The organism is Sphingomonas phoenicis (assembly GCF_047238005.1).
Classification (GTDB): domain Bacteria; phylum Pseudomonadota; class Alphaproteobacteria; order Sphingomonadales; family Sphingomonadaceae; genus Sphingomonas.
In genome coordinates, this window is sequence record NZ_JBDFMC010000002.1 from 3,385,845 (window position 1) to 3,405,524 (window position 19,680).

The following is a 19,680-nucleotide window of genomic DNA, read 5'->3' on the forward strand; positions in this document are numbered from 1 at the left end:
GTCCCCGCGGAGGCGGGGACCCAGTACTGGGCTCCCGCCTTCGCGGGAGCACCTGAAGGACGCAAATGGCTAGTTTGAAGGCCCTCAAGGTCAGGATCAACTCGGTCAAGTCGACCCAGAAGATCACCAAGGCGATGAAGATGGTCGCCGCCGCCAAGCTGCGCCGTGCGCAGGAGGCGGCGCAGAACGGCCGTCCCTATGCCGAGCGTCTCGAGGCCGTGATGGCCTCGCTCGCCGGGCGGATCGGCGGAGTAGGGGCCTCGCCGCTGCTCGCCGGCACCGGCAAGGACCAGGTGCACCTGATCGTCGTCGCCACCTCCGAGCGGGGTCTGGCCGGCGCGTTCAACACCAACATCGTCCGGGCCGCCCGCCGCAAGGCGGACGAGCTGGTTGCACAGGGCAAGACGGTCAAGTTCTACATCGCCGGCAAGAAGGGCCGCGTGCTGCGGCGCTTCTATCCCGACGCGATCCTCGCGGATCACGAGATGGGGCACATCAAGACGGTGGCGTTCGACGACGCACGCGCGATCGCCGACGATCTGATCGCCCGCTACGGCGCCGGCGAGTTCGACGTCGCGCACCTGTTCTACGCCCGCTTCGTCTCGGCGCTGGTGCAGGAGCCGACCGGCCAGCAGCTGATCCCGGTGCCGCTGCCCGCCGCCCGTGCGCCGGTCGCCGGTGCCGCCGCGGTCGTCGAGTACGAGCCCGACGAGGATTCGATCCTGGCCGAACTGCTCCCGCGCAACGTCGCTATCCAGCTCTTCCGCGCGCTGCTCGAGAATGCGGCATCGGAGCAGGGCAGCCGGATGAACGCGATGGAGAACGCGACCCGCAACGCCGGCGACATGATCAAGCGTCTCTCGATCCAGTACAACCGCGCGCGCCAGGCGGCGATCACGACCGAGCTGGTCGAGATCATCTCGGGCGCGGAAGCGCTGTAAGCAACATTGTGCTCCCGCGAAGGCGGGAGCCCAGGACTGGGTCCCCGCCTTCGCGGGGACACATTAGAAGGTAGGAAACGATGGCAACCGCCGCTGAAGACATCCGCCCCGCCACCACGGGCGCCACCAACAACGTCGGCACGATCAGCCAGGTGATCGGCGCCGTCGTCGACGTGTATTTCCCCGACCGTCTGCCGGCGATCCTGTCGGCGCTTGAGACCAGCAACAACGGCAACAAGCTGGTGCTCGAAGTCGCGCAGCATCTGGGCGAGAACACGGTCCGCACGATCGCGATGGACGCGACCGAGGGGCTGACCCGCGGCCAGAACGTCAACGACACCGGCGCGCAGATCAGCGTTCCGGTCGGCCCGGCGACGCTCGGCCGCATCATGAACGTCATCGGCGAGCCGATCGACGAGCGCGGCCCGGTCGCAACCGACCTGCGCAGCCCGATCCACGCCCCCGCGCCGCTATTCGTCGATCAGTCGACCGAGAGCGCGATCTTGGTCACCGGCATCAAGGTCATCGATCTGCTCGCCCCCTATGCGAAGGGCGGCAAGATCGGCCTGTTCGGCGGCGCCGGCGTCGGCAAGACCGTGCTGATCCAGGAGCTGATCAACAACATCGCCAAGGGTCACGGCGGCACCTCGGTGTTCGCCGGCGTCGGCGAGCGCACGCGCGAGGGCAACGACCTCTACCACGAGTTCCTCGATGCGGGCGTCATCGCCAAGAACGAGGCGGGCGAGCCGATCAGCGAGGGCTCGAAGGTCGCGCTGGTGTTCGGCCAGATGAACGAGCCGCCGGGCGCCCGCGCCCGCGTTGCGCTGTCGGGCCTGACCATCGCGGAATATTTCCGCGATCAGGAGGGGCAGGACGTGCTGTTCTTCGTCGACAACATCTTCCGCTTCACGCAGGCGGGTGCAGAGGTGTCGGCGCTGCTCGGCCGCATCCCGTCGGCCGTGGGCTACCAGCCGACGCTGTCGACCGACATGGGCGCCCTTCAGGAGCGGATCACCTCGACCAACAAGGGGTCGATCACCTCGGTTCAGGCCGTCTACGTTCCCGCGGACGATCTGACCGATCCGGCCCCCGCGACCTCGTTCGCCCATCTCGATGCGACGACCGTGCTCAACCGCGCGATCTCGGAGCTGGGCATCTACCCGGCGGTCGATCCGCTCGACTCGACGAGCCGCGTGCTCGAGCCGCGCATCGTCGGCCAGGAGCATTACGACACGGCCCGCGCCGTCCAGTCGCTGCTCCAGCGCTACAAGTCGCTGCAGGACATCATCGCGATCCTGGGCATGGACGAGCTGTCCGAAGAGGATAAGCTGACCGTGCAGCGCGCCCGCAAGATCCAGCGCTTCCTGTCGCAGCCGTTCCACGTCGCCGAGGTCTTCACCGGCATCGCCGGCAAGTTCGTCCAGATCGAGGACACGATCCGCAGCTTCAAGGGCGTCGTCAACGGCGACTACGACCATCTGCCGGAAAGCGCCTTCTACATGGTCGGCGGCATCGACGAGGCGGTGGCCAAGGCCGAGAAGCTGGCGCAGGAAGCGTAAGCCCCGATCCCTCCCGCAAGCGGGAGGGGCGCTGGAAAAATTCCCCTCCCGCTTGCGGGAGGGGTTAGGGGAGGGGAGTGCCGCATGCGGCTCACCCTCCTTTTCCCTCCCCCAGCCCCTCCCGCAGACGGGAGGGGAGCAGGTGTCGCCAGATGCTCCACTTCGAACTCGTCACGCCCGAAAAGCTCCTCCGTTCGGAGGATGTCTACATGGTCACCGTCCCCGGCACCGAGGGCGATTTCGCCGTGCTGGAGGGCCACGCCCCCTTCATGTCGACGATCCGCGACGGCCAGCTGCTCGTCCAGCGCTCGCAAGGGTCGGCGCCCGAATCGGTCGCCATTCGCGGAGGTTTCGCCGAGGTCAGCGACAAGGGCTTGACCGTCCTCGCCGAACACGCAGACTGATCCCGACGGGCCACGCGCCCGATCGGCGACGGGGGAAGCGGGGATGCGGGTCGGAACGGTCGTTGCGGTGTCGTGCCTGCTGATGGCGGCGCCGTCGGCCATCGCCCAGAACGTCGCCGCCTTCGACAATGCGGGCGTAACCATCGGCCAGTCGCTCGCGGAGGTGGAAGCCGCACTGGCGCGGCAGGGTTTCCGAACGGCGCGGGCGACCAGCACCTACCGCCTCGCCCCCGATCGCGAATATGTCCAGGCGATCCGCGCCGAGAAGGATGGCCCCGGCTCCACGGAAACGGTGGTCGTCCGTTTCGACGAACCCCCGTCCGAGCCGCACGCCTTCCTGATCTGGCGATCGATCGACTACAAGGCCGGCACCTCGCCGACGGTCGACAGCTACCGCGCGGCCGTCAAGGAAAAGGCAGGCAACGAAACCTATTACCGCACCGACCAGCCGCGGATCGAGCAATACGTCCAGTGGGACAAGTCGGGCAAAACCCGGCGCAACATCTGGAATGCGCTGGCCTCGTTGCCCAGCAGCTACCCCAACCCTTGCGTCGTCGCGATGAACGTCACCACGGCAAGCGACGCCATCGGCGCGAAGGTGCGGGTACCCCGCCTCGCCGGCCTGAACGGAAACGCCCCGCCGGAGGACCTGACCCCGCTGGCGCCACACGCGCACTGCGCCTCGGGCCTCATCGCCAGCTACGCGGTACCCGTCCGGTCGACCGGTCTCGTCGCCAACGCCACCCTGTTGCTGGTCGATCAGGTCCGCATGCTCGACATGGCCGAGAAGCGCGACAAATGGCTGGCCGGCCTCAACGCGGCATCGATCAAGGCGGCCCGCGACGGCGGCGGCAAGCCGATCCTCTAGGGTGTGATCCATCCAGGCTGAACCACTCACAGCGACCACCCCGGCTTTCGCCGGGGTCCAGCGGAGGGGCGGCAGAGAGAGGCGTTGCGCATCGTCAAGCCGGCCATCCTGACTGGACCCCGGCCTTCGCCGGGGTGGTGCCTCATCCCAGGTGAATCGCACTCTAGAGTGGATTTCGATCAGGCCTGGTCAACAGGATCGTCACCCCGGACTTGATCCAGGGTCCCGCTTGTCCGGCGTCCAGCGGGATCCCGGATCAAGTCCGGGATGACGACTGGATGAAGCTGATCGACAGCGACTTTAGCGTTTGCGGGGCGGCCCTGCCCGGATCGGGGAGCATGCGGTCCGTATGGCGTCGACCGTCGTCGACCCTACAGAAAACTGTACGGGTCGACGTCCACCGCCACCCGCGCCTTCGCACTCCATTCCAGCGCGCCCAGCCAGTCGCGGATCACGTCCTGCACGTCCAGCGCACGCCGCGCATGGACCAGCAGTCGGTACCGGTGCCGCCCGCGCAGCATCGCCAGCGGCGCCGGCGCGGGTCCATACACCGCCATTCCCTCGACGCGCGGCGCCGACCGGCCGACCAGCAGCGCCGTCTCGTGCGCGCAGGCGCGGTCCTCCGACGACACGATGATCGCCGCATAGCGCCCGAACGGCGGCGCCCCGGCCTCGCGCCGTGCCTCCGTTTCCGCGGCGTAGAACTCGTCCGCGTCCCCGGTCACCAGCGCGCGCATCACCTGGGCGCCCGGCGAGTGGGTCTGGATCAGCACATGCCCCGGCTTGGCGCCCCGGCCGGCGCGTCCCGATACCTGCCGGATCTGCTGGAACGTCCGCTCCGCCGCGCGCAGGTCGCCGCCCTCCAGTCCCAGATCGGCATCGACCACCCCGACCAGCGTCAGGTTGGGGAAGTGATATCCCTTGGTCACCAGCTGCGTGCCGACGACGATGTCGATATCGCCCGCCTCCATCCGGCCGACGAACTCCGCCGCCTTGGCCGGCGACCAGATCGTGTCGCTGGTGACCACCGCGGTCTTCGCGTCGGGGAACAGCAGCGCCACCTCGTCGGCGATCCGCTCCACGCCCGGGCCGCACGCGACCAGCGAATCCTCCGCCTTGCACTCCGGGCAGGCGCGCGGCGTCGGCATCACATGGCCGCAGTGGTGGCAGGCCAGCCGCCGCGTCAGCCGGTGCTCGACCATCCACGCGGTGCAATTGGGACACTGGAACCGGTGCCCGCACGTCCGGCACAGCGTCAGCGGCGCATAGCCGCGCCGGTTCAGGAACAGCAGCGACTGCTCGCGCTTCTCCAGCCGTTCGCGCAGCCCCGCGACGATCTTGGGCGCCAGCCACCGGCCGCGCTCCGGCGGGGTCGCGATCAGGTCGACCGCCTCGATCGTCGGCATCTCCGCCGCGCCGTAACGGCCGGGCAGCTGCACCTCGGCATAGCGGCCCAGCGCGACCTGCTGGCGCGTCTCGATCGCCGGGGTCGCGCTCGCCAGGATCACCGGGCATTCCTCGAACTTGCCGCGCATCACCGCCACGTCGCGCGCGTGGTAATGGACGCCGTCCTCCTGCTTGAAGCTCGTCTCGTGCGCCTCGTCGACCACGATCAGCCCCAGGTTGCGGTACGGCAGGAACAGCGCCGATCGCGCGCCCACGGTCACCAGCGCCTCGCCGCCGGCGATCGCCCGCCATGCGCGGCGCCGCTGGCTCGATGGCAGGCCGGAATGCCACGCCACCGGCTCGCACCCGAACCGGTCGTGGAACCGCTTCAGGAACGGCTCGGTCAGCGCGATCTCGGGCAGCAGCACGATCGTCTGGCGGCCGTCGCGGATCGCCTGCGCCACCGCCTCGAAATAGACCTCGGTCTTGCCCGATCCGGTCACCCCGTCGAGCAGCGTCGGCGCGAAATTGCGGGCCGCCACTCCCGCCACCAGCGTGTCCGCCGCCGCGCGCTGTTCCGCCGACAGCATCGGCACGCCGTGATCCGGATCGGGGAAGGGGAAGGGGCTGTCGATATCGACCTCCACGCCCTCCAGCGCGCCGGTCTTCACCAGTCCGCGGATCACCGCGTCCGACACGTCCGCCGTCGTCGCCAGTTCGCGGATCAGGCCCTGGCGGTCGCCGATCCGCTCCAGCGCCTGCGCCCGCTGCGGGGTCAGTCGCTCCGGCACCTCGCCCGTCGCGCGATATTCGGTGACGCTGCGCGCCCCCTCCAGCGCGGAGGTGGACGACAGGCACATGCGCAGCACCGCGGCCGGTGGCGCCAGGTAATAGGCCGCCGTCCACTCCACCAGCCGGCGCAGCGCCGCGCCCAGCGGCGGCACCGCCGCCACCGCCAGCAGCGGGCGCAGCCGGTTATCGCCGACCTCCGCGTCGGAGGGCATGTACTCGGGTTCCCACACCACCCCCAGCAGCTGGCGCGGCCCCAGCGGCGCCACCACGATCGATCCCGGCTCGACCGCCATCCCGTGCGGCACGCGGTAGTCGAGCGGCCCCAGCGCGGCATTCAGGATCAGGACACGGGCACGCGACATCGTGGCGCCCATATGGGGCGATCGGGCGGCGGGGGAAAGCCGGCGTGCGGTATGCGCGGCATCGGCGGCGGCTGGCCAACCGGTCGCCGCCGTGGCAGGCTCGCGGCCGCCGCCATTGAAATGAAAGGGATATCGTGATCGTCGACCGTCGAAGCTGGATCGGCCTGCTCGCGCTGCTCGGCCTGGGCGCCGGTTCCGCTCCACTCGCGGCCGCGCCCGTTGCCCCCCGCACCGACAGGAAGCGAATGATCCACCACGTCTTCTTCTGGCTGAAGAACCCCGCCAGCACCGCCGACCGCGACCGGCTGATCGCCGGGCTGCAGACCCTGCGCGCCATTCCCGAGATCCGCGAGCTGCGCATCGGCGTCCCCGCCCCCACGGAGGATCGCTCGGTCGTCGACAGCAGCTATGCGGTATCGGAACTGATGATGTTCGACACCGTCGCCGATCAGGCCCGGTATCAGGATCACCCCATCCACCAGCGCTTCGTCGCCACCTGCGGCGACCTGTGGGAACGGGTGGTGGTGTACGACAGCATCGACGTGTGATGCGCGACGGCGGCGCGATGCGAACGCCGGCGGGTATCGAGGCGGCGTCGTGACCGCCCGCCTTCCGCACCCGCTCGCCGCTGACTGGGCCGCGCATCTCGCACGGGATCGGCGGCGCTCGGCGCATACCGTGCGGGCGTACCACGCCACCGCCGACCGCCTGCTCGCGTTCCTGGCCGACCATTGGGGAGGGGAGGTCGAGCGGGCAGGGCTGGCCGCGCTGGCCGCGGCCGATCTGCGCGCCTATCTCGCCCACCGTCGTGCCGACGGGCTCGGCAATGCCTCGGCCGCGCGCGAGCTGTCGGCGATCCGCGGCTTCCTCGCCTTCGCCGGTGCGTCCGCCCCCCGGTTGAAGGGGCCACGCCGCCCCCGCTCGATCCCGCGCCCGATCGCACCCGGTGACGTCATCGCGCTGGCCGAACAGGTGGTCGACGATGCGCGTGAGCCGTGGCTGGCGGCGCGCGACTGGGCGGTGCTGATGCTGCTCTACGGCGCGGGGCTGCGCATCGGCGAGGCGATGGCGATCACCGGCGCCGCGCTGCCGCTGGGGGACACGCTGGTCGTGACCGGCAAGCGTGCGAAGACCCGCATCGTGCCGCTCCTGCCGCAGGTCCGCACCGCGATCGAGGCGTATGTCGACGCCTGCCCCTGGCCGGTCGGCCGCGACGAGCCGCTGTTCCGCGGGGCGAGGGGCGGGCCCCTTGACGCCGCGATCATCCGCCGCGCGGTGCGCATCGCCCGCACCGGTCTGGGGCTGGGGGAACGGACGACGCCGCACGCGCTGCGCCACAGCTTCGCCACCCACCTGCTCGGCCGCGGCGCCGACCTGCGCTCGCTTCAGGAACTGCTCGGCCATGCCAGCCTCGGCTCGACCCAGATCTACACCGCGGTCGATGCCGCCCATCTGCTCGACGTGTACCGCCACGCCCATCCGCGCGCCTGACTGTCCTACAACGCGGGGCTTTGGTATCCCGGCTGCCGCCCTTTCTCTCCGCCGCCGTCGTGGCATCGCAGCCGCCGTGACGACATGATCTATGCCTTACCTTAGCCTTACCTTCCGGCGCGCTCCGCCCGCGGCTTCCACGTAACCACCCGGTATATATAGAAAATCACGATCGCCACGCTCAGCGCGATGGCGGCCGGCCCGACATAGCGGTCCAGCTCCGCGAACCGCCGGTCCAGGAACAGTCCGGCGGCGGCCAGCGCGGTGTTCCAGATCGCCGATCCGGCTGCCGTCCACAGCAGGAACCGCCAGCGCGGCATCGCCGACATGCCCGCGGGCAGCGACACCATCGTCCGGAACGTCGGCATGAACCGGAACACGAAGACGACCCATCCGCCGCGATCGTGGAAGAAGCGGGTGATGTGCTCGACATCCTCCCACTCCACCGTCAGCCACCGGCCCCAGCGGTCGACGAACGGCCGCAGTCCCTGATAGCCGAAGCGCCGCCCGACCGCGTACCAGAAGTAGTTGCCGGCCACCGTGCCCGCCGTGCCGGCGCCTACCAGCCACCACAGGTCCATCTGCCCGCGCGCCACCGCCATCCCGCCAAGTCCCATGATGACCTCGGACGGGACGGGGGGGACGATGTTCTCCAGCGCCATCAACAGGAAGATGCCGAAATAGCCGCCCCGGGCGATCAGCTCGACGATGAAGGAAGTCATGCGCGGCTCAACGCCGCTCGCCCGCCTTCTCTCCGACCTGCTTCTCAATCGCGTCCCAGATCATGCCCGCCACGTCGGTGCCGTCGAACCGCTCGATCGCGACGATCCCGGTCGGGCTGGTGACGTTGATCTCGGTCAGCCACTCGCCGCCGATCACGTCGATGCCGACGAACAGCAGCCCGCGCCGCTTCAGCTCGGGGCCCAGCACCGCGCAGATCTCCTGCTCGCGTTCGGTCAGCAGCGTCTTCTCCGCCGATCCGCCCACCGCCAGGTTCGACCGGAACTCGCCCTCGCCGGGCAGCCGGTTGATCGCGCCCGCCACCTCGCCGTCGACCAGCACGATCCGCTTGTCGCCCTTCGCCACCGCCGGCAGGAACGCCTGCACCATATGCGGTTCGCGCCAGGTCTGGTTGAATACCTCGATCAGCGCCGACAGGTTCTCGCCCTCCGGCCCGACGCGAAAGATCGCCTTGCCGCCATTGCCGTGCAGCGGCTTCACCACGATCGCCCCGTGCTGCCTCAGGAACGCCCGCGCCTCGTCCAGCGAACGGGTCACCAGCGTCGGCGGCATGAACTGCGGGTAATCGAGGACGAACACCTTCTCGGGCGCGTTGCGCACGCTGCGTGGATTGTTGACCACCAGCGTCCGGTCGGCGATCCGCTCCAGCAGGTGGGTGGCGGTGATATAGCCCAGGTCGAACGGCGGATCCTGCCGCATCAGCACGACGTCCACCTCCTCGCCCAGGTCCAGCGATGCCGGCTCGCCCGCCGCGAAATGGTCGCCCGCCACCCGCTGCACCGTCACCGGCCGTGCGGCGGTCCACAGCCGCCCGTCGGACCAGTTCAGCCCCGTGGCATCGTAATGGAACAGCCGGTGCCCCCGCGCCTGTGCCGCCAGCATCAGCGCGAAGCTCGAATCGCCCGCGATGTTGATCGATTCTAGCGGGTCCATCTGGACGGCGACGGTCAGCGTCATGGTCGATCCTTCCGGCATCATTCTTGGTCCGTCGCGCTCGCCCGTGCGGGAGCGACGGTCTGGGCGACGGGCCTTACGGATACGGTGCGGCCCTGTCACCCGCCCTCACGGCATCCACGCATTCTCGATATGCCGCGGCCGGCTGCCCGGGGCGATCAGGATCACGTCGACGCGGATGTCGTCGCCCGGCCCGGCATAGCGCGGCATCAGCACCTCCGCCGCCGCCGCCGCCCGCGCCAGCCGCCGTGCGTCGATCGCCCAGTCCAGCTCGGCGGCCGACTTCCGCGCCTTCACTTCGACAAAGGCGACCAGCGATCCCTTGCGCGCGACGATATCCACTTCGCCCGCCGGCGTCCGCACCCGCCGGTCGAGGATGCGCCAGCCCTTCAGCCGCAGCCACCATCCCGCCAGCCGCTCGCCCCGTCGCCCGGCCTCCTCGGCGATCCGCCGCGCCTCCGTCGGCCGGGGGCGGGTCACGCGCGGGCGCCGCCCAGTGTCTCCAGCATGTCCGCCGCCAGGCCACTCAGCGTGTCGTCGCGCGCGCCCATCACGACGATGCGGTCGCCCGGCCGCGCCATAGCGACCAGCCGCGCCGCCGCGTCGGCACGATCGGCGACGTACAGCGCCTCGCCACCGCCCGCGCGCACGGCGGCGACGACCGTCTCGCTGCCGACCGACCGGTCGACCGTTCCCCCGAAATAGGCCGGATCGGGCATCGCCAGCACGTCGCCCGGCGCCATCCGCTCGACGAAGGTCTGCGCCAGCTCGCGCCCCATCTGCTTCAGCGGGCCGTATCCGTGCGGCTGGAACAGGATCAGCAGCCGGCCGGGATGCGCGTGCAGCGTGTCGAGCGTCGCGGCGATCTTGTCCGGGTTGTGGCCGAAATCGTCGATGACCGCGACGCCGTCCGCCTCGCCGACCAGCTCGAACCGGCGGCGCAACCCGACAAACCCCTCCACCGCTCGCGCCGCGTCGATGGCGGGAACGCCGGCTGCCATGCACGCGCCGATCGCGGCCAGTGCGTTCGACACATTGTGCCGTCCGGGCACCGACAGCCGCACCGCGATGGCCTCGCCGCCGCGCACGATCAGGTCGAACCCGATCGCGAACGGCTCCGGGCGCAGATTCGTCGCCGCGAGGTCGGCTGGCTCCCCGACCGCGAAGGTCGTCACATCGGGCAGGCCGGCGAGCAGCGCCGCCGTCTCGGCATCGCCGACGTTCGCCACCACCCGCCGCGCATGCCGGGCGAAGTCGCCGAACAGCTGGCGCAGCTCGTCCAGCCCCTTGTGGTCCAGCGACACGTTGTTCAGCACCGCCACCGCCGGCCGGTACAGCGCGATCGATCCGTCGCTCTCGTCGACCTCGCTGACGAAGGCATCACCCTCGCCGACCAGCGCGCTGGCGAACGGCGCGTCGGCGGCCACGAAGTTCTTCATCACCGCGCCGTTCATCACCGTCGGCGCCCGGCCGCAGGCGTGCAGGATCCAGCCGATCATGCCGGTGACGGTGGACTTGCCGCTGGTCCCCGCCACCCCGATCGGCAGCGTGGCGGCATTGAACAGCCCGGCGAGCAGGTCGGCGCGGCGCACCCGCTCGCACCCCAGCCGGGCGGCGGCGACGATGTCGGGCACCGTGTCCTCGACCGCGGCGGAGGCGACGACCAGCTGGTCCGCGTCGGTCACGCCGCTGCCGTCCTGCGCGAACAGCGCGATGCCGGCCGCCTCCAGCGCGGCGAACTTGGGCGCGGTGCGGCCCTGGTCCAGTCCGCGATCCGATCCCGCCACCGTGCCGCCGCGCGCGCGGACGATCATCGCCAGCGGCATCATCCCCGATCCGCCGATCCCGACGAAGAAGAGCGGCCGGGGGAATAGGGGTTTGCGCTGGTCCATGCCGCCGCGCTATCGGCATCGCCCGGACGGGGCAAGGCGGAGCGGGCGGCATGAAGATCGGCGTGGTGGCTCCCGGCAGGCCGATCGATCCGGTCGTCGCCGCGCGCGCCGGCGCCTTCACAGCGATCGCCTATCCAGAGGTCGATCTGGTCTTCCACCCGCAATGCTTCGACAGCGCCGGTCATTTCGCCGGATCGGATGCGGTGCGCGCCGCCGCCTTCCTCCAGGTCGCCAACGATCCCGGCTACGACGCGGTGTGGTTCGCGCGCGGCGGCTACGGCTCGAACCGCCTGCTGGCGGCGGTGATGCCGGAACTCGGCCCGGCCGCGGCACGCAAGATCTATGCGGGCTATTCCGACATGGGGTTCCTGCTCGGCGCGCTCTACGCCCGCCGCTTCGGCCGCCCGTGCCACGCGCCGATGGCGACCGACATCAACCGGCAGGGCGGCGACGCGACCATCGCGCGGACGCTCGGCTGGATGGTGCGCGGCGATCGGCAGGGGCTGGAGCCCGACCTTGCCGGCCGGCCTGCCGCGGCGTTCAACCTGTCGATCCTGGCGGCACTGGTCGGCACGCCCTGGCTGCCCGACCTGACCGACCACGTCCTCCTGATCGAGGAGGTGTCGGAGCCGCTCTACGCGGTCGACCGCATGCTCTTCACCGTCGCTGGCGCCACCCAGCTGAAGGGGATCGCCGGGATCCGCCTCGGCGCCGTCAACGACGTGCAGGAGAACGACCCGCCCTGGGCCGAGACGCTGGAGTTCATGATGGACCGCTGGTGCCGCGACATGGGCGTGCCCTATCTCGGCCGCGCCCGGATCGGGCATACGCAGGACAACCATGTCGTCCCGTTCGGGATCGCGTGACCGGCGCTTGGGGATGACGGGCGGGCGCCGGCTTGTCTATAGGGCGGGTGCGACGGCATAAGCCGTGCATCACCGCCATTCGAAAGTCCGTCATGTCCGCCATGTTCCGTATCACGCTCCCCGACGGCTCCGTCCGCGAGGTTGCGCCCGGGACTACCCCCGCGGACGTCGCCGCGGCGATCGGCCCCGGTCTGGCCAAGGCGGCGCTGGCGGCCCGCATCGACGGGCAGGTGAGGGACCTCAACCGCCCGTTCGACGGCGACACGCAGCTCGCGCTCGTCACCGCGAAGGACGAGGCCGAAGCGCTCGAGCTCGTCCGCCACGATCTGGCGCATGTCATGGCGGAGGCGGTGCAGCACCTGTTCCCCGGCACGCAGATCACCTTCGGCCCCGCGACCGACGACGGCTTCTACTACGACTTCGCACCGAAGGACCGCCCCTTCACCGAGGAGGACCTGCCCGCGATCGAGGCGGAAATGCGCGCGATCATCGCCCGCAACGAGCCGTTCACGCGGGAAGTCTGGACCCGCGAGCAGCTGATCGAGACGTGGCGGCAGCAGGGCGAGACGTTCAAGGCCGAATGGGCCGCCGAACTGCCCGACAACGAGGAACTGACGATCTATCGTCAGGGCCAGTGGCTCGACATGTGCCGCGGGCCGCACATGGTGTCGACCGGCAAGCTCGATCCCAACGCCTTCAAACTGACGCGCGTGTCCGGCGCCTATTGGCGCGGCGACCAGAAGAATGCGATGCTCAGCCGCATCTACGGCACCGGCTGGCTCAACAAGAAGCAGCTCGACCAGCACCTCTTCATGCTGGAGGAGGCGGCCAAGCGCGACCATCGCAAGATCGGGCAGGAGATGGACCTGTTCCACCTCCAGTCGGAGGCGCAGGGGTCGGTCTTCTGGCACCCCAGGGGCTTCATCCTGTGGCGCCAGCTGGAGGCGTATATGCGCCGCCGACTCGATGCGGCCGACTATGACGAGGTGAAGACCCCGCAGCTGATGGACGCCCGCCAGTGGGAGCAGTCCGGCCACTGGGGCAAGTACCGCGAGAACATGTTCGTTGTCCCCGACGAGGTGCCCAATACCGAGGACGAGGGCGCGGTGCTGTCGGGTGAGGGCGACCTGATGGCGCTGAAGCCGATGAATTGCCCGGCGCACGTCCTGATCTTCAAGCAGGGGATCAAGAGCTATCGCGACCTGCCGATCCGCATGGCCGAATTCGGCTGCTGCCACCGCAACGAGCCGCACGGCGCGCTGCACGGCATCATGCGCGTCCGCCAGTTCACGCAGGACGACGCCCACATCTTCGTCCGCGAGGATCAGCTGGTCGACGAGGTCCGCAAGTTCTGCGAGCTGCTCGATTCGGTCTACCAGCATCTCGGCTTCGACAGCTACGCGATCAAGCTGGCGCTCCGCCCCGAGAAGCGCTTCGGCTCCGAAGAGATGTGGGACTGGGCCGAGCAGTCGCTGCGCGATGCGGTGAAGGCCACGGGTCGCGACACCGCCGAATATGGCTGGGAGGAGCTGCCGGGCGAAGGCGCCTTCTACGCGCCCAAGCTCGAATTCCACCTGACCGACGCGATCGGGCGGACGTGGCAGGTCGGCACGATCCAGACCGACACGGTGCTGCCCGAGCGACTGGATGCCAGCTATGTCGGCGAGGACGGCAACCGCCATCGCCCGATCATGCTCCATCGCGCCATCCTGGGCACGTTCGAGCGTTTCATCGGCATCCTGATCGAGCATCACGCCGGCCGCTTCCCGCTCTGGCTGTCGCCGGTGCAGGCGGTCGTCGCAACGATCGTCTCCGACGCCGACGACTACGCCCACCAGGTCGCCGCCGAATTGCGCAAGGCGGGCATCCGCGTCGAGACGGACCTGCGCAACGAGAAGATCAACTACAAGGTGCGCGAGCACTCCGTCGCCAAGGTGCCGGTACTGCTGGTGGTCGGCAAGCGCGAGGCGGAGGAGGGCAAGGTCGCCATCCGCCGCCTGGGCAGCCAGGCGCAGACCTTCGCGACGGTGGCAGAAGTCGTCGCCATGCTCCGCGACGAGGCGACCCCGCCCGATCTCAGGTAAGACCGAAACGGATCAGGTTTGTCCCGAAACGGCCACGTATCTCTTGCGTTTCGGCCGGTTCGGGATCGTGATGCCCCCTCTTGAATCATCAGGGGGAGGGTATCGTGGCCATCGATCTGAAATCGTCGCTCGAATGGACCAGGGCCGATGCCGAGCAGCGCAAGGTGCTCGATGATCTGCAAGGCAACATACTCGACGGCCACGGTCGCAAGGCGACCCGCAATATCTTCCTTCGGTTCGACGATGCGGAACGGGGCCGTGCCTTCGTGCGCGACATGGCGCCGCTCATCACCTCCGCGTGGCGACAGCTCGACGACGCCCGCGCTTTTCGCGCGACGGGCAAGGCCGCTGGCGCATTCTTCGGCCTGATGCTGTCCGCTGCCGGCTATGCCGCGCTCGGCGTCGCCGCAAAGAAACCGACCGACGGCGGCGCCTTCGATCAGGGGATGTTGGCCCGGCGCGCGCTGTTGAACGATCCTCCGCCAGCCGATCTGGAAGCGTCCTATCGCGACCCGCTGCATGCGATGATACTCATCGGCGGCGCGCCCGACAGCGCGACCAGCTGGAAGTCGCGCGAAGTCGACGCCGCCGTTCTGCAGGTAACCGATCTCGCCGCCGGTCGTGCCACCATCGTCGTCACGGAGACCGGCCGCGCCATCTTTCGCAGTGCCGGAAAGGACGAGAGCGGGATCCGCAAGATCGAGGGGATCGAGCATTTCGGCTATGTCGACGGTCGAAGCCAGCCGCTGCTGCTGAAAGAGCTCGTCCGGCGCGAGGCGGACGAGAGCGACGGGATCAGCGTCTGGAATCCGGAGTTTCCGATCGGTCAGGTGCTGGTCGCCGATCCGGCGCGCCTTCCGCCGCCAGGGCGACGGCATTCGGCAGCTATTTCGTGTTTCGCAAGCTGGAGCAGGATGTCGCTGCCTTCAAGCAACGGATCGAGCGCGACCTTGCCAGCGAGACGGGGCTCGGCGAACTCGCCGGTGCGATGCTGGTCGGCCGTTTCGAGGACGGCACTCCGGTCGTTCTTCAGCGCAACCCCGGCGGGGACAATCCGGTGATGAACAATTTCGACTATGCCGGTGATCCGGACGGGCTGCGCTGTCCGATGCACGCCCATATTCGCAAGACCAACCCGCGCGGCGATGTCCGCCGTCGGTTCGGCGGCGTCGATGACAGCGGCGAGCGGCAGCATATCATGGCGCGACGCGGGATGACCTATGGCAGGCGCAACAGGGTGACCAATCCCACCGACGAGCCTTCCGGCAATGTCGGCCTGATGTTCATGGCCTATCACCGCGACCTTGCGACCGGGTTCGAGTTTACCCAGCGGAGCTGGGCGAACGAGGGCAATTTCGTCGCGCCCGGCACCGGCCGTGATCCGATCATCGGCCAGCGCGGCACCAATCCCGGACTGCCCGTCGCGATCCCCGGTGCATGGGGAAAACGCGGCGGCGCGACGACGCCGGTGACCTTCGCGGAGTTCGTCCGTCACCGCGGCGGCGAGTATTTCTTCGCTCCGGCGCTGAGCACGCTTTCCACATTGTAGCGCGCGGTGGACGGTTGATCGGCGGCGCGTCTTTCCAACACGCTGCCGATACCCTATATCGGTGGAGATATAACCACAGGAGCAATACCCATACGTCCTCCCATGATGCGCCGGCCGAACCAGGCGCCGCCAATGAATGGTCCCCGTTTCAACGAGTGGATCGTCAGCCCCAAGGTCCGCGTGATCGACCATGAGGGTGAGAACCTTGGCGTGATGTACACGCGCGAGGCGATGGCGCAGGCGCAGGAACTCGGCCTGGATCTGGTCGAGGTGTCGCCCAACGCCGATCCGCCCGTCGCCAAGTTCCTCGACGTCGGCAAGTTCAAGTACGAGGCGCAGAAGAAGGCGAACCTCGCCCGCAAGTCGCAGAAGACGCAGGAGATCAAGGAGATCAAGATGCGTCCGAATATCGACGATCACGACTACGACACCAAGATGAAGAAGGTGCACGAGTTCATCGAGGAGGGCGACAAGGTGAAGGTCACCCTGCGCTTCCGCGGTCGCGAGCTGTCGCACGGCCAGCTCGGCATGGCCGTGCTCCAGCGCGTCGCCCAGGACACGACCGAGATCGCCAAGGTCGAGGCCTATCCCCGGATGGAAGGCCGTCAGATGTTGATGGTGCTCTCTCCCAAGTAAATCCGGGCGGTCGACCGGACCGTTCGACCTTCCTGCAAAGCCGGTGAGCCCGTGGCTCGCCGGCTTTGTTGCGCTGCACGATGTTGCCGGACGGCGACACACCGACGAAAGAACATGGTCGATCTTCAAAAATGGTGGACGCGCGCCTGATTTGGCCGTTAGATGGTGCAAACCAGATATTCGAAACAGGATATCGGCTAAAAGGAGAGATGCCATTATGCGACTGACCGCGTACCTGCTGTCCGCTGCGGCCACCATCGCCCTCACGGCTCCGGCCGCAGCGCAAGAGCCTACCCCCACCACGGGGGCGGAGCGGCAGGTGCCGAGCCAGGGCACCGCTGCCGGCGCCGTTCAGTCCAATTCGCCCAATGCCGGCGAGCCCGCAGTCAGCGAGGAGGCGGCGACCAGCGCCGGTGACATCATCGTCACCGCCACCCGGCGCGCCAGCCCGCTCAGCGACGTTCCGATCGCCGTCAGCGCCGTGACGCAGGAGGCGTTGCAGAATACCGGCGCCAATGACATCCGCTCGCTCAACCAGCTCGCCCCGTCGCTGCTGGTGTCGTCGACGGGGTCGGAGGCGAATGCGTCGGCCCGTATCCGCGGCATCGGCACGGTCGGCGACAATCCCGGCCTGGAAAGCTCGGTCGCGGTCTTCATCGACGGCGTCTACCGCAGCCGCACCGGCGTCGGGCTCAACGAACTGGGCGAGATCGAGCGGGTCGAGGTGCTGCGCGGTCCGCAAGGGACGCTGTTCGGCCGCAACGCGTCGGCCGGCCTCATCAACATCGTCACGCGCAGCCCGGAATTCAAATTCGGCGGCGTCGCGGAGGCGACCTACGGCAATTACGACAATTACCGCTTCGTCGGCGGGCTCACCGGCCCGCTGATCGGCGACACACTCGCCTTCCGCGTCGACGGCGTCTACAACAAACGCGACGGCTTCTACCGCAACGTCACCGCCGCCGGCGGCAGCGAGAGCCGGGTCAACGACCGCGACCGCTACTTCGTCCGCGGCCAGCTGCTCTTCAAGCCTACCGACGCGATCAGCCTGCGCCTGATCGGCGACTATACCCGCCGTGACGAGAGCTGCTGCGGCGCCGTCTACTACAGCCAGCGCGAGACGCAGGTGCCGACCGGCACCGTCGTCACCCCCAATGCCAATGGCAGCACGGTGAACACGACCGGCGCGTTCCAGTTCAATTCCTCGAACCGCATCGTCGACATCCTTCGTCGCCAGGGTGCCGCCTATCCGCTCGCCGGCACGCAGGCCAATCCCTTCAGCCGCGAGGTGGCGATCACCCCGGGGCAGACCTATCGCAATCTCACCAAGGATTACGGTGGCTCGGGCCAGCTCGACTGGGATCTGGGCGGCGCATCGCTCACCTCGATCACCGCGTACCGCGAGTACAAGTCGGGTAATGCCGGCGACGTCGACTACACCAATGTCGACCTCACCCACCGCGCCGGCGACGGCAACGCCTATCGCCAGTTTCACACCTTCACCCAGGAACTGCGGCTGAACGGCTCGCTGTTCGACGGCAAGCTCGACTGGCTGATCGGCGGCTTCTACTCGAAGGAGAAGCTGAAGCTGTCGGACAACATCGTGTTCGGCTCGCAATACGGCCAGTTCGCCGCCTGCCGCCTGGTCGCCACCGCCAACCCGGCGGCGTTCCTCCAGAACCAGAACAACCCGGGTTGCCTCGGTACCACGCCGATCGCGGCGCTGGGCGGGGCGACCGCGCGTCAGGCGCTGGCCTCGAACTTCGGCACGCTCGGCACCACCGTGCTGAACGCGCTCGATCGCCTCTCCGGCACGGTGGTCAACGGCGTCCGCACCGGCGGCGTCAACAACGTCGGCGACTCGGGCTCGATCTACCGGCAGAACAGCGAGAACTACGCGTTCTTCACCCACAACATCATCAACGTCACCGACACGCTGTCTGTCACGCTGGGCCTTCGCTACACGCACGAGCAGAAGGATTTCCGCGCCAGCTTCAACAACAACAACACTGTTTGCCCCCAGCAGCAGGCGGCGCTGTCGCCGTTGATCGCGAACGCTGCCGTGCCCGCCGCGGCACGCCAGTATCTCGCCGGCATCGTCACGCTCAGCTGCACGGGCAACTCGTCCAGCCTGCTGAACGGCCTGAACCTGCGCGACGGGTTCAAGGACGGCGAGTTCACCGGCACCGCCGTGGTGGCGTGGAAGCCCGTCCAGCAGCTGATGACCTATGCCTCCTATGCCAAGGGGTACAAGGCCGGCGGCTACAACCTCGATCGCTCCGACCTGGGCGGGCCCAACGGCGTCTTCTCGCCGCGGACCAACGCCGATGCACCGGGCCTCCGCTTCGACGCGGAGAAGGTCGATGCCTATGAAATCGGCGCCAAGCTCAACATCCGCGGCGCGTTCAGCCTGAACGTCGCGGCGTTCCGGCAGGAATTCACCGATTTCCAGCTGAACACCTTCAACGGCTCGATCTTCGTCGTCCAGAACATCCAGGGCTGCGACACCAACCTGGCCGGTGCCGACCGCGACAACGCGCCGGCCGTTCCCGGCACCGGTGCGTGCACCGGCAATTCCGACCGGGCGGGCGTGATCTCGCAGGGCGTCGAGCTGGAAGCGACGATGAACCCGGCGCGCAACGTCACCTTCACCGCCGGCTATACCTATGCCGACACCCATTTCCGCAACAACCTGGTCGGCAGCTCGTCGGGCGAGGCGCTGGATCCGGCGCTGTTCCTGCTGCCCGGCAGCCAGATGTCGAATGCGCCCAAGAACGTGGTGACCACCTCGTTCGCCTGGACGCCGGATATCGGCACCGGCGGCCTGTCGGCGCTGTTCTACGTCGATAGCCGCCTGACCTCGGACTACAACACCGGTTCCGATCTGGCGCCCGAGAAGAAGCAGGACGGTTATGCCCTGGTCAACGCCCGCATCGGCCTGCGCGGCCGCGACCAGCTGTGGGCGCTGGAATTCTGGGCGCAGAACCTGCTGAACAAGGACTACATCCAGGTCGCCTTCAACACCCCGTTCCAGGGTGCCGGCTCGATCGCCAACACGCAACAGTTCGGCTCGGTCGGCAACGCGCTCTACTCGTCCTTCCTGGCCGAGCCGCGCACCTACGGCGTAACGCTCCGCTCGCGCTTCTGATCGTACG

The 19,680-nt window shown here is 68.6% G+C and carries 17 protein-coding genes; 12 read left to right on the forward strand and 5 right to left on the reverse strand.

The genetic code is table 11. The features are described 5' to 3' along the window. Positions 1-65: 65 nt before the first annotated feature. From ABC319_RS16960 to ABC319_RS16975, 4 genes are all read left to right on the forward strand, one after another. Positions 66-941, forward strand: a complete 876-nt coding sequence (locus tag ABC319_RS16960) for a F0F1 ATP synthase subunit gamma (RefSeq protein ID WP_413071354.1) — start codon at positions 66-68, stop codon at positions 939-941. An 80-nt stretch (positions 942-1,021) separates the two neighbouring features. Next, positions 1,022-2,500, forward strand: a complete 1,479-nt coding sequence (gene atpD, locus ABC319_RS16965) for a F0F1 ATP synthase subunit beta (protein WP_413071355.1) — start codon at positions 1,022-1,024, stop codon at positions 2,498-2,500. 152 nt (positions 2,501-2,652) lie between these two features. Beyond that, on the forward strand, positions 2,653-2,904 hold the full coding sequence (locus ABC319_RS16970) for an ATP synthase F1 subunit epsilon (RefSeq protein WP_413071356.1): 252 nt from the start codon (positions 2,653-2,655) through the stop codon (positions 2,902-2,904). Between the two features lie 43 nt (positions 2,905-2,947). Beyond that, positions 2,948-3,772, forward strand: a complete 825-nt coding sequence (locus ABC319_RS16975) for a hypothetical protein (protein WP_413071357.1) — start codon at positions 2,948-2,950, stop codon at positions 3,770-3,772. 371 nt (positions 3,773-4,143) lie between these two features. On the opposite strand, the gene ABC319_RS16980 is transcribed toward ABC319_RS16975, so the two are convergent. Beyond that, positions 4,144-6,312, reverse strand: a complete 2,169-nt coding sequence (locus ABC319_RS16980; RefSeq protein ID WP_413071358.1) for a primosomal protein N' — start codon at positions 6,310-6,312, stop codon at positions 4,144-4,146. Between the two features lie 134 nt (positions 6,313-6,446). Between ABC319_RS16980 and ABC319_RS16985 the strand changes: the two genes are divergently transcribed. Together ABC319_RS16985 and ABC319_RS16990 are read left to right on the forward strand one after the other, a co-directional pair. Further along, the gene (locus ABC319_RS16985; RefSeq protein ID WP_413071359.1) at positions 6,447-6,860 is read left to right on the forward strand and encodes a Dabb family protein; all 414 of its coding nucleotides are present in this window, start codon (positions 6,447-6,449) and stop codon (positions 6,858-6,860) included. 49 nt (positions 6,861-6,909) lie between these two features. Next, positions 6,910-7,803, forward strand: coding sequence for a tyrosine-type recombinase/integrase (locus ABC319_RS16990; protein WP_413071360.1), 894 nt, complete (start codon positions 6,910-6,912; stop codon positions 7,801-7,803). Positions 7,804-7,910: 107 nt separating this feature from the next. Here ABC319_RS16990 and ABC319_RS16995 read toward each other — a convergent pair whose 3' ends face one another. The 4 genes from ABC319_RS16995 to ABC319_RS17010 all read right to left on the reverse strand — a co-directional run bounded on the left by ABC319_RS16995 (position 7,911) and on the right by ABC319_RS17010 (position 11,390). Continuing rightward, positions 7,911-8,525 (reverse strand): DedA family protein, encoded by a 615-nt coding sequence (locus ABC319_RS16995; protein ID WP_413071361.1) that lies wholly within the window; start codon positions 8,523-8,525, stop codon positions 7,911-7,913. Between the two features lie 7 nt (positions 8,526-8,532). Continuing rightward, on the reverse strand, positions 8,533-9,501 hold the full coding sequence (gene gshB / locus ABC319_RS17000; RefSeq protein WP_413071362.1) for a glutathione synthase: 969 nt from the start codon (positions 9,499-9,501) through the stop codon (positions 8,533-8,535). Between the two features lie 105 nt (positions 9,502-9,606). After that, a complete protein-coding gene (locus tag ABC319_RS17005) occupies positions 9,607-9,978 on the reverse strand; it encodes a YraN family protein (RefSeq protein WP_413071363.1) in 372 nt (123 codons plus the stop codon). Continuing rightward, positions 9,975-11,390, reverse strand: coding sequence for a UDP-N-acetylmuramate--L-alanine ligase (locus ABC319_RS17010; protein ID WP_413071364.1), 1,416 nt, complete (start codon positions 11,388-11,390; stop codon positions 9,975-9,977). Before ABC319_RS17010 ends, ABC319_RS17005 begins: the two co-directional genes overlap by 4 nt. A gap of 50 nt (positions 11,391-11,440) precedes the next feature. On the opposite strand from ABC319_RS17010, the gene ABC319_RS17015 reads away from it, so the two are divergent. From ABC319_RS17015 to ABC319_RS17040, 6 genes are all read left to right on the forward strand, one after another. After that, a complete protein-coding gene (locus tag ABC319_RS17015; RefSeq protein WP_413071365.1) occupies positions 11,441-12,256 on the forward strand; it encodes an LD-carboxypeptidase in 816 nt (271 codons plus the stop codon). A 92-nt stretch (positions 12,257-12,348) separates the two neighbouring features. Then, positions 12,349-14,340 carry a threonine--tRNA ligase gene (gene thrS / locus ABC319_RS17020; RefSeq protein ID WP_413071366.1) on the forward strand — a complete coding sequence of 664 codons (1,992 nt, stop codon included), beginning with the start codon at positions 12,349-12,351 and terminating at the stop codon, positions 14,338-14,340. 104 nt (positions 14,341-14,444) lie between these two features. Then, complete coding sequence (locus ABC319_RS17025) at positions 14,445-15,401, forward strand: hypothetical protein (RefSeq protein ID WP_413071367.1); 957 nt, start codon at positions 14,445-14,447, stop codon at positions 15,399-15,401. Continuing rightward, positions 15,401-15,889, forward strand: a complete 489-nt coding sequence (locus ABC319_RS17030; protein WP_413071368.1) for a hypothetical protein — start codon at positions 15,401-15,403, stop codon at positions 15,887-15,889. Before ABC319_RS17025 ends, ABC319_RS17030 begins: the two co-directional genes overlap by 1 nt. A gap of 102 nt (positions 15,890-15,991) precedes the next feature. After that, a complete protein-coding gene (gene infC / locus ABC319_RS17035) occupies positions 15,992-16,525 on the forward strand; it encodes a translation initiation factor IF-3 (protein WP_413071369.1) in 534 nt (177 codons plus the stop codon). 217 nt (positions 16,526-16,742) lie between these two features. Continuing rightward, a complete protein-coding gene (locus ABC319_RS17040) occupies positions 16,743-19,673 on the forward strand; it encodes a TonB-dependent receptor (protein WP_413071370.1) in 2,931 nt (976 codons plus the stop codon). Positions 19,674-19,680: the final 7 nt, after the last annotated feature.